At 72.6% G+C, this 14838-nt stretch carries 9 protein-coding genes; 2 read left to right on the top strand and 7 right to left on the bottom strand.

Annotated elements, in window-relative coordinates:
• Nucleotides 1-10 precede the first annotated feature (10 nt).
• From AB0K03_RS32040 to AB0K03_RS32010, 7 genes are all read right to left on the bottom strand, one after another.
• Entirely contained in the window at nt 11-1627 is a 1617-nt protein-coding gene (locus tag AB0K03_RS32040; RefSeq protein ID WP_364692621.1) for a methyl-accepting chemotaxis protein, read from the bottom strand.
• A gap of 56 nt (nt 1628-1683) precedes the next feature.
• Nucleotides 1684-3297, bottom strand: coding sequence for a methyl-accepting chemotaxis protein (locus AB0K03_RS32035; RefSeq protein WP_364692618.1), 1614 nt, complete (start codon nt 3295-3297; stop codon nt 1684-1686).
• 38 nt (nt 3298-3335) lie between these two features.
• Nucleotides 3336-4148, bottom strand: a complete 813-nt coding sequence (locus tag AB0K03_RS32030) for a TrmH family RNA methyltransferase (RefSeq protein WP_364692615.1) — start codon at nt 4146-4148, stop codon at nt 3336-3338.
• Nucleotides 4149-4159: 11 nt separating this feature from the next.
• Nucleotides 4160-5704 (bottom strand): aldehyde dehydrogenase family protein, encoded by a 1545-nt coding sequence (locus tag AB0K03_RS32025; protein WP_364692612.1) that lies wholly within the window; start codon nt 5702-5704, stop codon nt 4160-4162.
• 112 nt (nt 5705-5816) lie between these two features.
• Nucleotides 5817-6206, bottom strand: a complete 390-nt coding sequence (locus AB0K03_RS32020) for an HPF/RaiA family ribosome-associated protein (protein ID WP_364692609.1) — start codon at nt 6204-6206, stop codon at nt 5817-5819.
• A 64-nt stretch (nt 6207-6270) separates the two neighbouring features.
• Nucleotides 6271-10308: a trypsin-like peptidase domain-containing protein gene (locus AB0K03_RS32015; protein ID WP_364692606.1), complete on the bottom strand. Its 4038-nt coding sequence runs from the start codon at nt 10306-10308 to the stop codon at nt 6271-6273.
• Between the two features lie 4 nt (nt 10309-10312).
• Entirely contained in the window at nt 10313-10639 is a 327-nt protein-coding gene (locus AB0K03_RS32010; protein WP_364692603.1) for a CU044_2847 family protein, read from the bottom strand.
• Between the two features lie 295 nt (nt 10640-10934).
• Between AB0K03_RS32010 and AB0K03_RS32005 the strand changes: the two genes are divergently transcribed.
• The gene (locus AB0K03_RS32005; protein ID WP_364692601.1) at nt 10935-11585 is read left to right on the top strand and encodes a hypothetical protein; all 651 of its coding nucleotides are present in this window, start codon (nt 10935-10937) and stop codon (nt 11583-11585) included.
• 10 nt (nt 11586-11595) lie between these two features.
• The gene (locus tag AB0K03_RS32000) at nt 11596-14787 is read left to right on the top strand and encodes a helicase HerA domain-containing protein (protein ID WP_364692599.1); all 3192 of its coding nucleotides are present in this window, start codon (nt 11596-11598) and stop codon (nt 14785-14787) included.
• Nucleotides 14788-14838: the final 51 nt, after the last annotated feature.

Below are 14838 nucleotides of genomic sequence, written 5' to 3'. Positions count from 1 at the left end.
ACCGTACGGGTCAGACGGTGAATCCGGCGACCAGCTTCTCGAGTTCGCTGCTCGTGCGGGCGAGTTCCTCGGCCGAGGCCTGCGCCTCACGCACGACAGTGGTGGTCCCGCCGACCGCGGTGGAGACACCGGTGATGTTGGCGGCGATGTCCCGGCTGCTCTGCGCCGCCTCCGCCACGTTGCGGCCCATCTCGCCGGTGGTCGCGGTCTGCTCCTCGACCGCCGCGGCGATCAGCGTCTGGAAGTCGCTGATCCGGCTGACCACGCTGCCGATCTCCGCGATCGCGCCGACCGCGTCGCCGGTGTCCGACTGGATCGTCTGCACCAGGCGGCCGATGGTCTCGGTCGCCTTCGCCGTCTCCTGGGCCAGGTCCTTGACCTCGCCCGCCACCACCGCGAAGCCCTTGCCCATCTCGCCGGCCCGCGCCGCCTCGATGGTCGCGTTCAGGGCCAGCAGGTTGGTCTGCTCGGCGATCGACGTGATCATCCGGACCACCGCGCCGATCTCGGCGGAGGACTCGCCCAGCCTGCCGACGCTGACGGTGGTCCGGTCGACGACGGTGACCGCCTCGGCCGCGACCCGGGCCGCCTCGCCGGCGTTGCGGCTGATCTCGTCGATGGCCGAGCCCATCTCCCGGCTGCCCGCCTCCAGCGTGCGGACGTTGCCCGAGACATCGCCGGCCGCCTGGGCGACCGCGGCGGCCTGCGAGTCCACGTCCTCGCTCGAGTCCGCGACGCGCGCGGAGATCCGCGACAGGTCGCCGGAGGCGGTGGCGATCGTGCCGGCGTGCCCGGCGATCGCGGCGACGGTCTCCCGCAGCGACTCCGCGGTCGTGTTCAGGGCGTCGCCGAGCCGGCCCAGCTCGTCGCCGCGATGCAGGTCGGTACGCGCGGTCAGATCCCGCCGCGCCAGGCGGCCCAGCGCGGCGACCACGACGTTCAGCGGGCGCACGACCGACCGGGTCGCCCAGAGCGCCAGCAGCATCGCGAGGACCAGGGCCAGCACCAGCGTGCCGCCGAGCACCTGCTCGCTGGTCCTGCGGACGTCAGCCGCCGCTTCGGTCTGCTTCGCGGCGCGCGCCTGGACCGACTTGTAGAGCTCGCTGGTGACATCCAGCACGGCGGCCCACGAGTCGGACGCCGGCCCGTCGTTGATGCTGTCCATGACCCGGCGCAGCGTGGCCCGGCTGTCGTCCGCCTGCAGCCAGGACAGCATCTTGTCGTCCCAGGCGAAGAAGTCGTCCCAGGCTGGCTTGAGCTTGGCGAACGTCGTGCGCTCGGCGGGGGTCAGGCCCTTGGTGTCGATCTTCGCGAGCAGCTCGTACACCGACTTCTTGGAGTCGAGCAGGCCCTCGCGGTTGAACTCGTCGGGCCCGCTGAGGTACGCGAAGCCGTACGCGGCGACGTCGTTGACCCACAGCGACTGCCATCCGGAGACGTCGGCCGCGTAGTACTCGACGTCCTGGATCTGGCTGCGGAGCCGCTCCAGGACCGCCACCCGGCTCTGGGACCCGCTCTGCTGGCGCATGCCCCACCAGCCGGCGGCGGCCGCCACCACGATGAGGACGACCAGGACCAGGAAGGACGCGCCGAGCCGCTTGCCGACGCTGAGATTGGAAAGACGCACGACAATCTCCTCGGCCGGATCACCGCCCGGGCTGAGGGAGTGTTAGCTGGATCGCGTCAGACGGCGAAGCCGGCCACCAGCTTCTGCAGCTCGCTGCTCGTTCGCGCGAGGTCCTCCGCCGACTCGCGGGCCTGCCGGACGATGGCCGTGGTCTCGCCGACCGCCGTCGAGACGCCGCCGATGTTGGCCGCGATGTCCCGGCTGCTCTCCGCCGCCTCGGTGACGTTGCGGGCCATCTCGCCGGTCGTGGCGGTCTGCTCCTCGACCGCCGCCGCGATCATCGTCTGGTAGTCGCTGATCCGGCTCACCACCTGCCCGATCCGGGCGATCGCGCCCACCGCGTCGCCGGTGTCGGCCTGAATGGCCTGCACGAGCCGGGCGATGTCGTCGGTCGCCTTGGCGGTCTCCTGGGCCAGGTCCTTCACCTCGCCGGCCACCACAGCGAACCCCTTGCCCATCTCGCCGGCCCGCGCGGCCTCGATGGTGGCGTTGAGCGCGAGCAGGTTGGTCTGCTCCGCGATCGACGTGATCATCCGGACCACCGCGCCGATCTCGGCGGACGAGTCGCCCAGCTTGCTCACGCTGACGTTGGTCTGCTCGACCACGCCCACCGCCTCGACGGCGACCCGGGCGGCCTCCCCGGCGCTGCGGCTGATCTCGTCGATCGCCAGGCCCATCTCGTGGCTGCCCGCCTCGAGCGTGCGCACGTTGCCGGACACGTCCTGGGCCGCCCGGGCGACCGCCGTCGCCTGGGTCTCGATGTGCCCGCTGGAGTCTGCGACCCGGGCGGACACGTGGGACAGGTCCTCCGAGGCGGAGGAGATCGTGCCCGCGTGCGTCGCGATCACGGCGACGGTCTCCCGCAACGATTCGGCGGTGGTGTTCAGCGCGTCGCCGAGGCGGCCCAGCTCGTCGCGGCGGGACAGGTCGGCGCGGGCGGTGAGGTCGCGGCGGGCCAGGCGGCCCAGCGCGGCGACCACCACGGTCAGCGGCCGGACCACCGACCGGGTGACCCATGTGCCCATGACGAAGGCCAGGACCAGCGCCAGCAGGAGGGCGCCGCCGAGCACCTGCACGCTGGTGTCGCGGACCCGGGCGGCGTCGGCGCGGACCTGCTCGGCCCGCGCGTTCACGGACTTGTCCAGCGCCTCGGTGATGTCGAGGACCTTGCCGTACGAGTCGGCCGCCTCACCGCCGTTGATGCTGGTCATGGCCTTGGCGCGGCCGGCGGTGTCGTCGCTCGCCAGCCACTGCATGATCTTGTCGTCCCACCGGAAGAAGTCGTCCCAGGCGGGCTTGAGCTGCGCGAACGTGGCCCGCTCCGAGGCGGTCATGTCCTGCGTGTGCGCCGCCGCGAGGCTGTCGTAGATCGCCTGCTTGCTCTTCAGTTCGCCCTGGCGGTTGTAGCCGTCGGGGCCCGTCGCGTACGCGTACCCGAACGCTCCCGCGTCCGCGACCACGAGCCCCTGCCATCCGGTGACGTCGGCGGCGTAGTACTTGGCGAGCTGGATGTCGTCGCGTACCTGCTCGAGGGCGGCCAGCCGGCGCTGAGTGTCGCTCTGCTGCCGCAGCCCCCACCAGCCCGCGCCGGCGGCGACGACGATCAGGAGGGTGAGCAGGAAGTAGGATAGGCCGAGACGCTTGCCGACGCTGAGAGAGATTCCACGCACGTCCTTACCTTCGGCGTGCGCGGCGTGCGGGTGAGGGATTATCGGGACCGGCGTTGACGGGCCGCCTCGTACAGCGCCACGGTCGCCGCCGACGCGGCGTTCAGCGAGCTGGCCGCGCCGGTGATCGGGATGCGGACCATCCGGTCGCAGGCGTCACGCCAGGCGGCGCTCAGGCCGTGCGTCTCGTTGCCGACCGCGAGGACGGTCGGCCCGGTCAGGTCGTGCTCGGCGATGTCGACCGGCCCGCGCTCGTCGGTGCCGACTATCTGCACGGGTACGCCGAGCCCGCCCGTCCACTCGAGCACCTCCCGATGGCTCGGCACTCGTACGACGGGCAGGGCGAACAGCGAGCCGGTGCTGGCGCGGACGGCCCGCGGGTCGTACGGATCAGCCGCGTGCCCGGTGACGATCACCCCGGCCGCCCCGAACGCGTCCGCCGAGCGCACCAGCGTGCCGACGTTGCCCGGGGTCGTGGGCCGGTCGAAGACCACGACGAGCAGGTCCGGGCGGACGGGGATCCGCGCGAGGTCGTCCGCCGGCAGGCCCACCACGGCCAGCAGCTCGGGCGACTCCTCGTCCTTGCCGCCCAGCTCGCGCATCAGCTCGGCGGAGAGCACCGCCCGCGGCGCCCCGGCGGTCTCGACGAGCTCGCGCGCCCACCGGGACAGCGCGGGGCCGTCCACGGTGAGCAGCGCGCGGATCTCCCAGCCGTGCTCCACCGCCAGCGAGATGGGGCGTACGCCCTGCACGAGGAACTCGCCGGCGCGGTGCCGTTTCGTCCGGTTGTCGAGCAGCGCCTGCCACTGCTGGAAGGTGGCGTTGCGCGTGGTGATTCGCAGGGTCCTCGGCACGCCGTCCGACGTTACGGCGTGGACGGGTAGCTCGTGTAATCGGGGAAGTTGCCGTACAGCCGCTCCCCCGGCTCGCCCAGCGTGACCGCCTGCACGAGCAGGTCGCCGCCGACGAACGCGCCCTTCCAGGACGCCCCGCGGCCGCCGAACGTCTCCTCCCGGTCGCCCCGCGAACGCGGCTTGTTGATCCCCACCTTGTACGCGTGCACATCCTGCGCGAGCTTGGCCGCCAGCTCCTCGTCGTCGACCGCGAGGCTGGCCACGAGCGCGCCGTTGCTCGCGTTCATCGCCGACAGCAGCTCGTCCTCGGTGTCCACCACGATGATCGTGTCGACGGGTCCGAACGGCTCGGCGTGCATGAGCCGCGAGCGTCCCGGCGGGGCCAGCAGCGCCGTGGGGGCCACGTACGCGTCGATGTTCTGACCCTCCAGGAACCGGCCCTCGGCGGCCGCGCCGCGATGCAGCGGCACCGCGCCCCCGCGGACCGCCTCGTCCACCTTGCGCCGCAGCTCGCCGGCCTTGGCGGCGCTGATGAGCGGCCCGAAGTCCAGCTCCGGCAGCGGCTCGCCGGGCGCCGACACGGCCAGCGGGTGACCGAAGCGCACGGACTTCACCACGGGCAGGTAGACGTCGAGGAACGAGCCGACCAGGTCGCGCTGGACGACGAACCTCGGGTACGCGGTGCAGCGCTGCTTGCCGTACTCGAAGCCCTTGCGCAGGTGGGCGGCGAGCGAGTCCCACTGGGAGAACTCCCAGATCCCCCACGCGTTGAGGCCCTCCTGCTCGATGAAGTGCCGCTTGTCGGAGTCGAGCAGGGCCGCGGCGACCTTCCCGCCGTTCGACCGCCCGCCGACGAACGCCACCGCCCCGATCTCCGGCGCCCGGACGATCACCTCGGACAGCTCGTCACCGCTGCCGGACAGCAGGGTGACCGGCAGCCCGGCGCGGACCATGAGGGCGTGCGCGAGCGTCAGGCAGACCGCGCCGCCCTGCGACGGCGTCTTCGCCACCACCGCGTTGCCGGCCAGCAGCTGCACCAGCTCGGCGTGGACCAGCACGCTCATCGGATAGTTCCACGAGGCGATGTTGCTGACCGGTCCCGGCAGGGGCTCGCGCCCGGCGGCCTGCCGGTCGATCTCCTCCAGGTACCACCGCACGCCGTCGAGGGCGCGGTCCACGTCGGCGCAGGCCAGCCGCCACGGCTTGCCGATCTCCCAGACCAGGGCGAGGGCGAGCAGGTCCCGGTGCGTGGTCAGGGCCTCGACCGCCACGGCCACCCGCGCCTTGCGCTCGCCGAGCGGCGTTCCGGCCCAGTCGTGGTGCTCCCGCGCGGCGGCCCGCACGGCCTCGGCGGCGGTGCCCGCGCCGATCCGGGAGACCTCGGCGATCACGGACCCGTCGACGGGGGTACGCAGCTCAGCGGGCGTCCCGCCGTCGTGCCAGGTGCCGCCGTACAGGTTGCGCAGCCGGTTGCCGGCGACGGCTTCGGGCACGGCGGTGCGGACCCGGTCGAGAATGTCTGTCCAGGCGGTTCCGGGGGCGAGGATCAGGCTCATGCGCCCCATGCTGCGGAGGGACGCCCGCGCGGCACCAGACGTGCGCCGCGGGGCGGCCTCCACATCTTCTCGCGAAGGCAAGAAGAGAAGAATTTCTCCGCCCGCGCGGGCGTCAGATCACCGGTTCTTCCTCCTGCGGCAGGTCGCCGAGCCCGGCCCGCAGGTGGCGGTTGTGCCGCGGCTCCTGCCGGGTCTTCGCGTCGTCGAGGCGCCGCCGCAGGTCGTCGCGGACGTCGTTGAGGGCGGCGTGCAGATCCTCCTCGCCGGACGTCGTGACGATCTTCTGCCGGCCCGCGATCCAGCACTCGAGCGTGACCTTCTGCCCGCGCGCCTCCCGGTCCTTCACCGAGACCTCCAGCTCGGTGGTCTCGGCCGGGAACGTGGCCAGCCGGGCGTCGAGCGTGGCGAACTGCTCGGCGATCCAGTTCCGGTCACCCAGCGAAAAGCCGGCTCCGGCCCGCAGGCACTGCTGCACGGTGGCCGGTTCTGCCGCGGCACTCATCAGGTCTCCCTTCGGTGGGGAACAACGTGATCACCACCTACCCGATCCGTACCGGAAAAGCACCTCACATCCGGCCGGCTTCACCTGACACGGCGAGGGCCAGCAGTCCCTGCGCGAGCCCCACCACGAGGGTTCCGTCCACGAACCGGCAGCTGAGGGCCGGGTGGTAGACCGGGATGCTGCGCAGCAGGCGGGGGCCGCCCGGATCCCACAGCCGCACGGTCCGGTCCAGGCTCGTCGAGACGAGGATGTCCCGGCCCCCGTACGCCAGGGTGCAGACCCCGGTCACCGAGGCCGAGTGCCCGGCCAGCTCCGCGAGCGGGCGCCCGTCGCGCGGATCCCACAGCCGGAGCACCCCGTCGGCGCCCGCCGACACGAGAACCGGCTCGCCCGCCACCGTCACGGCGCAGAGGGCATTCACCGCGTCCGGATGGCCGTGCTGATCCCAGAGCGCCGCCCCGTCGCTGTCCCAGAGGCGCACCGTGCCGTTCTTGGCCGCCGAGGCCAGCGCCTCGCGGCCGCTGCGCTCCACCACCGTCAGGCTCGTGACCCAGTCTCCGTGCCCGGTGAGCCCTTCCCGGACCTTGGCGTCGTGCGGCTTCCAGAGGCGTACGGTCGCGTCGTCCCCGGCCGAGGCCATGATGACGCCGTCGTCCGTCTCCAGGACGCAGACGGCGTTGACGGAGTCGAAGTGTTCGCTCATGTCGCGGCTGCGTTCGCCGGACCGGACCTCCCAGAGCCGCACCGTTCCGTCGCCGTTCGCGGCTGCCAGGTGCACGACTCCTTCGTCCACGACCGGGCACAGGCCGTTGACCGGTCCCGACTCGCCGGACAGCTCAGCGCGCACCTCGCCGTCGCGAGGGTCCAGGAGCCGTATGGTCCCGTCGCTGCCGGCGGCCGCGACCAGGCGGTGGTCGTCCTTGACCACCTCACACAGCGCCGTCACGGCTCCCAGGGGGCGTCCACCCGTGACCGGGCCGGACGACCCGCCGTCGGGATCCCACAGCCGCACGGTCCCGTCGTCCCCGGCGGTGGCCAGGACGTTGCGGTCCGCCAGGGGCAGCTCGCAGACGGCCCGGATCCAGCTGGAGTGGCCCCGCAGCGGGGGACGCTGGGCGCCGGAGGCCAGGTCCCACATCCGGATGACGCCGTCCTCCCCGGTGGACACCAGCAGGCAACCGTTACCGGTCTCCACGGTGCACAGGTCCGTCAGGGCGCCGCTTCCCGTCTCGAAGTGGCGTACGCCCTCGCCGGTCAGGGGGTCCCACAAACGGACCGTGCCGTCGTAGCCGGCCGAGGCGAGCAGGGTCCGGCCGCCGCTGCGGGCCGCGTAGAGCGTGGTCACCCAGCCGCGGTGACCGCTGAGCTTGTGCAGCAGCCGCCCGGTCAGCGGATCCCACAGGCGAACCGTGCCGTCGAACCCGGTGGATGCGAGCATCCCGGCGGGGCCCGCCGGGACGTGCGTCACCGCGGTCACCCAGCCGGTGTGACCGCTCAGGACGTGCCGCGCCTCGCCGGACGCGGGATCCCAGATCCGTACGGTCCAGTCGTCGCCCGCGGAGGCCAGCAGATCGCCGTGCGGCAGCGGCACAGTGCAGATGTTGCGGACCCAATCCTCGTGGCCGGCGAGCCGGTGGACCCGGTTGCCGCTGATCGGGTCCCAGAGACAGATCGTGCCGTCGTGGCTGGCGGTGGCGAGCAGGGTGTCGCTGCCCGCCCGTACGGCGCACACCCCACGGACCGAGTCGTCGTGGCAGTCGAGGCGGTGCTCGGACTGATTCGTCAGCGGATCCCACAGCCGTACGGTGCCGTCCTCCCCCGCCGAGGCCAGCAGGTTACGACCCTCGACCTCGATCGCGCAGACGTCGTACACGGCCTGCGAGTGCGCCTCGAGAACGGTGCGTTCCTGCCGCGGTGGGGTATGCGCCCAGCGGGCCCGGTACGGCGCCCCGACGGCGAGGAAGCCGCTGCCCAGCCCGTCGAGCCGGTCCACCACCGAGAAGAGCGCCGCCCGTTCCGCGGCCGGCGCCCCGAGCGCCATGGGCGTACGCCGCAACAGGTTCGCGCGCGCCCGCCCGGCCTCGCCGGTCACCGCGTCGACGACCCGGAGCAGCCGGTCCAGATGGACGTGCAGCAGGTACTCGTCCTCGGCGAGCAGGTCGTCGAGCAGGCCGCAGCGGGCGGCGTGCCCGGGCAGCAGCCGGAGCAGATACTCGGGCGCCGCGGCCCATCCCGTCGCGTGGCCGACCTCGATCCAGGCCCGCACGAGACGCTGTTCGTCGGCCCGCCGGTGCGGGCGCTGCGCGCACAGTTCGTCGTTCAACGCCTGGTGGAACAGCCGGTACGCGGGCTCCCCGGCACCCGCTGTCTCGACCAGGAAGTTGGCGGCGGAGGTGTGGGCGAACGCGCTGAGCTCGGACTCGGTGACCCGGCCGCCGAGTGCCTCGGTGGCCGCCCGCCACAACGACAGCGGCAGACCGGGCGTCTCGGCGAAGGCCAGCGCCGTCAGCACCAGCCGGGCCGGCGCGCCGCCGGCCATCGGCAGTCCGGTCAGGTACGTGTCGAGCGCGTGGCCGACGGTCCCGGCGAACACCACGTCGGCCGGATCGGCCGGACGGTCGTCGCGCAGCGCCCGCGCCCGGGCCACCAGCGCCGCGACGAGGAAGTTGCCCTCGGCGAGAGCTGCGATGCGGCGCGCGACCGGCGCGGCGACGGCGGGATCGGTGTACGGGTTGCCCGGTCGCTCCTGTCCCAGCAGCTGCAGCGTCGCCTGGGCGTAGTCCGCCAGGTCAGCCTCGGCGAAGTACTCCGGCGCGTCCAGGTCGATGATCCGGGCCCCGGCGCCGAACGCCTCCGGCAGCAGGCCCAGGTCGTCCTTGCGCCGGGTGCCGACGACGACCTGGACGCCGACGTGCACGCCGTCGCGGGCCAGCGGCACGAGCACGTCCCGGATCAGCACCCGCGCCTGTTCCGGGCTCGCGGCCTCGTCGAGCGCGTCCACCACGAGGTTGAACCGCTCGCCCCGGCCGGCGAGGTGGTCACGCAGCGCCGGGACCACGTCGACCGGCGCGGCCGGAAGGCCCAGCCCGACGGCGCGGGCGATCTCGGTGGCGACCTCGAGCGCGTTCTTGCCCTTGGCGTGCACGGCGCACGAGACCGAGCCCACTGTGGCCCGTACCGCTGTGTCGCCGGGCGGCAGCCCGGCGTTGACGTCCGGGTCGGCCGTGGTCACGATCCGGCCGAGGACCGCGGACTTCCCGACGCCCGGCGACCCGGTCACGATCAGCGGATGCCCGGCGGCCGCGTCCCGATCCAGCCACGCCGTGAGGTGCCGCAGCGCGGTCTCACGCCCGCGGAAGCGGTAACCGCGTTCCGAGTCGGCGGCCACGCCCCGGGCCCGCGGCAACCAGTGGCGCCCCGCCTCCGGGTCGGTGGTCAGCTGCCATCCCCACGCGGCAAGCGCATCGTCGTCCGCGTCCTCCAGGCGCCAGCCGGCCAGCGTGCCCAGCTTCAGCTCCGGCATCTTGTCGTTGGCGTAGCCGAACGCCAGCGCGTGCGCCTCGCCGCCCTGACCGTGCTCGATGACCAGCCCGACGACCGCCTGGTAGTCGGGCGACCACAGCGCCCCGCCGCTGAAGCCCTTCACGATGCCGGGGTCGGACTCCGCAGTCAGCCGGATCCGTCCCCAGCCGCCTTTCTCGATCACCCGGCCGTGCGCCGACCGGCCACCCTCGGTGTGCTGCGGGAAGCCGTACGTCCACCAGGGACGGCCGACCATGGCCTGCTCCGGCAGGCAGCGCAGCCGAGCCGGGGTGACCGCGACCGGCACCGGGTCGACGAGCTCCAGCAGCACCAGGTCGATGTTCTGCTCGGGCCGGCCGTTGTGCAGGCACTGCCGCACCCGGCGCCGCTCCCAGTACGGGACCCCGGACCGGGGGAACGAGATCCACAGTTCGTCCCGGAGCCGCCCGTCGACGCAGGCCACGTGCTCGCAGGTCAGCACGAGATTGGTGTCGACGACGACCCCGGTGCCGAGGGTGCCGTGCTCCTTCTCCCCGGCGTGGATCGCCACGGTCCACGGGTCGTCGGGCGCCGCGGTCACCGCGTCAACCGCCGACGGCGGCGCCGCTTCCGGGCGGCATCTCGGGCTGCCACGACAGGGTGACCTCGAAGTTGCCCTCGGTCGCGGCCTTCGCCACGAGCCAGTTGGCGGTGCCGGTCACCTTGACGCCGAACTTGACCTGCACGGCGTCGGGAGCGAGCTCGCGGACCGCGCCGAGGAGCTCCCGGGCCGCCTCGATCGCCGGCGCGGCCGCGTCCCTGACCCACCCGGCGACGTCCGCGCCGGCCGGCTGGAACCCGGGCACCGGCTCGATCTCGAACTGCGCGACCGTCTTCGCATCGACCTGATATCGCACGACCTCGGACGACACAGGCGCCCCCTTCGTCTCGCCGCAGGCGGCACCGCTGCCCACCCGCGGTAAACGCCGAGCGCAATGCTGCAATGCGTCCCGGCGTATTGCAACCATGCATTTCAAGATCGGTTCTCACCGGCCGGGCGATCAGGCGTTCCGGAGATCAACAATTGGTCCACTGTCGGGAATCTGCAGGCCGCCGAGATGCATCTTGCGCGTTCTCCCCCGCCTCGGAAGAATCGTGGCCGCCGAACCCCCGGCATTCCGACAGCCATGATCACTTGCGCGCCGCCGCGCCCAGAGGAGCACCCGAATGCCGGATGATCTGACCTCCGTACAGCGGTATGTCCTCCTGACGCTGATGATCAGAACCGGTCCACAGCCTTTGACGCTCTTCAAAAGCCTCAAGCTGGACGCGCGCAAGAAGCTGGTCGACAAGGGATTGATCGTCACCACCGAGAAACCGATCACGCTGGAACTGACGCAGGCCGGCCACGACCGCGCCGAGAAGGAATTCGGCGCGGAGCCGCCGGCCCGCTCGGGCACGGCGGGCGTGGTCGTCCGATCGCTTCTCGAATACGTGCAACGGCTGATGGCACACACCGGGACCGACGCCCAGAACGTGTTCCGGCTCCGCTTCGACGCGACCGCCACCGCCGTCGCCCGCGAGGATGCCGGCGGCACGGCGGAGCGGGTGGAGACGACCGACCTCGAGACCCGCATCCGCAAGGCGTACGCGACGCTGGCTCCGCAGTCCGGCGACTACATCATGCTCGACGAGCTGCGCGCCGAGTTGCCGGGAGCGACCAGGCAGGACGTCGACGCCGCGCTGCTGCGCCTCCAGCTCGCGCCGGACGTGCACCTCGTGCCGGAGTCCAACCAGAAAGTGCTCACCGACCGCCAGCGCGCCGCCGCGATCGACATCGGCAATCAACCCAAGCATCTGATCGCCATCAGCGCATGACGGATCGCCGATGATGGAGGAGACGGAACGCCGCGCCCTGAACGCGCTGCGGTTCAACTGGGCTCCGACCCCGGACGACGTCTGGCAGCGCTCGCCGTACCACGTGGAGGGTCTGCACCGGCACGTCCTGGACCTCGTCATCGACGGGGTCGAGGAGGCTCGCAAGACCGACGAGAGCCCGATCGGCGTGGCCCTGCTCGGCCAGCGCGGCACCGGCAAGACGCATCTGCTCGGCACCGTACGGGAACACGTCCAGACCGCCGGCGGCTACTTCTTCCTCATCGAGCTGCTGGAAGCACGCGCCTTCTGGCACAGCGCCGCCATCTCCATGCTGGACGGTTTCGCCCGCCCGCACGCCGACGGTGGCACTCAGCTCGACTTCTTCCTGCGACAGCTCGCCGAGGTGATCGAGGCGCCCCGGCCGGTGAAGCGCGCCATCATCGGCGAGTACGAGCTCACCCGCCCCGATCTGGACGCCTTCGCGGATCTGATCCGCAAGCACAACCGCCAGGTCGGCATCGAATGCCAGGACACCGCCCGCGCCCTCGCCCTGCAGGCGTGCAGCTCACTCCGGGCCCAGGACGTCGGCTACGCGTTCCTGTGTTCCAACGACGAGGAGGAGGCGGGTGACCGAGCCGCGTGGGGCATGCGCCGGGGCAAACGCTCCGCCCAGGAGATCGTGCGGGACATCTCGCGGCTGCTCGCGCTCACCGGCCCGTCCGTCATCGCGGTGGACCAGATCGACGTGCTCATCGCCCAGTCGGTGAAGTCCACGTCGGCACGCGACCAGTCCGACTGGCAGGTCTCCCTGTTGCTGGAGCAGATAGCCGGCGGGCTCATGGCCCTGCGGGAGAGCACCCGGAGATCGCTGTCGGTGGTCGCCTGCCTTCCGCTGACCTGGCAGGAGATCCGCCGGCAAGCCACCGACACCGTGCAGGACCGGTTCCGCGAAGCCATGCGGCTCAAGGAGATCCCGTCGGCCGAGCTGGGCCGCCAGATCATCGAGCGCCGGTTCGCGGTCAAGTTCGACGACGTGGGCTTCACGCCGCCGTACCCGTCGTGGCCCGTGCTGCCGGCGGCGTTCGACGAGGCGATCCGGTTCACTCCGCGGGAGATGCTGCGGGTCGTGGACCGCCACGTCCGCGGCTGCCTGGCCCGTGACCAGGTCGACGAGTTGGCGCACCTGCTGGAGTCCGTGACCGAACCGGCCGCCGACAGCACCCCGGCCGGTCCCACCCCCGAGCCGTCCCACTTCGCCGCGCTCGACGCGCGCTACGCCGAGCTCTGCGCCTCCGCCGACCCCGGCCCGGCCCTCGACCAGCAGACCGAGGACCAGGTCGTACCCGGTCTGCTCAAGGCGGGACTCACCGCCTGGATCGCGGAGCAGGGCGCGGCCGGGGAATCCTTCAGCGTGGACCCCCAGGCGGGCGGCAAGCCGGCGCTGCACGCACGGTTGCGGTGCGCCGTCGAGAGCGCGGGCGAGAACGAGGAACACTGGTCGTTCCGAGCCGTGTGCGCCTCACACCACATCGCGGCGCTCAACCGCATCCGCAACGCGGTCACGTCCGCCGGCCTCACGGAGGGCGTGTCGGGCCGGCGCCTCTTCCTGCTCCGCACGGCGGCGTGGTCGCCGGGCGCACGCACGAAGGAGGTCGTCGGCGCCTTCGCGAAGGCCGGCGGCCGCACCCTGCCGTTCGACCCGGCGGACGTGGCGCGGCTGACCGCCCTCCGCGACCTCATCGCGGGGTACGGCGAGGACGCCCTCCGCGGTTGGTTCGCGACCCGCCGCCCCACCACGGAGATCTCGTTGCTGCGTTCGGCGCTCGAGGCGGCCACCTCCGCGCCGGCCGCGGGCCGGTCGCCTGCGCCGCCCGCCGGCACATCGACCGCGGCGGTGTCCCCCGTGGCGCCCGCCGAGGTGCCGGCAGAGACCGCTTCCTCCCGGCGGCCCGCGGCGGCCGACCACCTCTCGATCGGCTCGATCATCGGCACCGACACCCCCGTCACGGTGGACCTCGAGGCCCTGCGCCGGCACACCGCCGTCTTCGCCGGCTCGGGCTCCGGCAAGACGGTGCTCATCCGCCGCCTGGTGGAAGAGTGCGCGCTGCGCGGGGTCTCCGCCATCGTGCTGGACCCCAACAACGACCTGGCGCGGCTGGGCGACGCGTGGCCCGAGCCACCCGGCGCCTGGCTGCCCGGCGATGCCGCGCGCGCAGCGGAATACCTGGCGGAGACCGACGTCGTCATCTGGACGCCGCGCCGGCAGAGCGGCCGCCCGCTGAGCTTCCAACCGCTGCCGGAGTTCGCCGAGATCGCCGACGACCCCGACGCGCTGGCCGCGGGCATCGATGCCGCGGTGGCCGCGCTGGCGCCGCACGCCCGCGCCGACGGCCCGACCGAGAAGGCCCGGCTCAGCCAGGCGGTGCTGCGCGAGGCCCTGACCGCGTACGCGGCGACGGGCGCCAGCGATCTGCGAGGCTTCATCGGCATGCTCAACGCCCTGCCCGAGGGCGTCAGCCAGCTCGAGGACGCCGTCAAGCTGGGCGCCAAGATGGCGCAGCTCCTGACCGCCGCCATGGTCAACGATCCGCTGTTCGGCGGCACCGGCGCACCGGTCGATCCCGGTCAGCTGCTCACCCCGCCGCCCGGCCGCCGGGCCCGCGTGTCGGTGATCAGCTTTGTCGGCCTGCCGGACGAACGGCAACGACAGACCTTCGTGAACCAGCTCCAGCTGGCCCTGTTCGCCTGGATCAAGCGCAACCCCGCCGGGGATCGGCCGCTGGGCGGGCTGTTCGTGATGGACGAGGCGCAGATGCTCGCCCCGTCCGGCGCCATGACGCCGTGCACGCAGAGCACGCTGGTCCTCGCTTCCCAGGCCCGCAAGTACGGCCTCGGCCTGGTCTTCGCCACGCAGGCGCCCAAGGGCCTGCACAACCAGATACCGGGCAACGCGGCCACGCAGTTCTTCGGCCTGCTGACGAGCATGACGCAGATCGACGCCGCGCAGGAGATCGCCCGCGCCAAGGGCAGCCCGATCTCGGACGTGGGGCGCCTGGGCCGAGGCCAGTTCTACGCGGCCGTCGAAGGCGCCGAGTTCGTGAAGATGCAGGCGCCGCTGTGCCTGACGCACCACCCGAAAAGCCCGCTGACGACGGAAGAGGTCATCGCCCGCGCGGCCAAGGGTGACCCCGGCGGCAGGTGACCGCCGCCGTCTCCTCCGAGCGGCTTCACCCGCCGTAGTCACCCCAGCCAC

Source organism: Actinoplanes sp. NPDC049316, from assembly GCF_040677315.1.
In the GTDB taxonomy this organism is placed as follows: Bacteria; Actinomycetota; Actinomycetes; order Mycobacteriales; family Micromonosporaceae; genus Actinoplanes.
The sequence above is the reverse complement of the archived record's forward strand: the minus strand, read 5'-3'. Positions and strand labels throughout refer to the sequence as shown.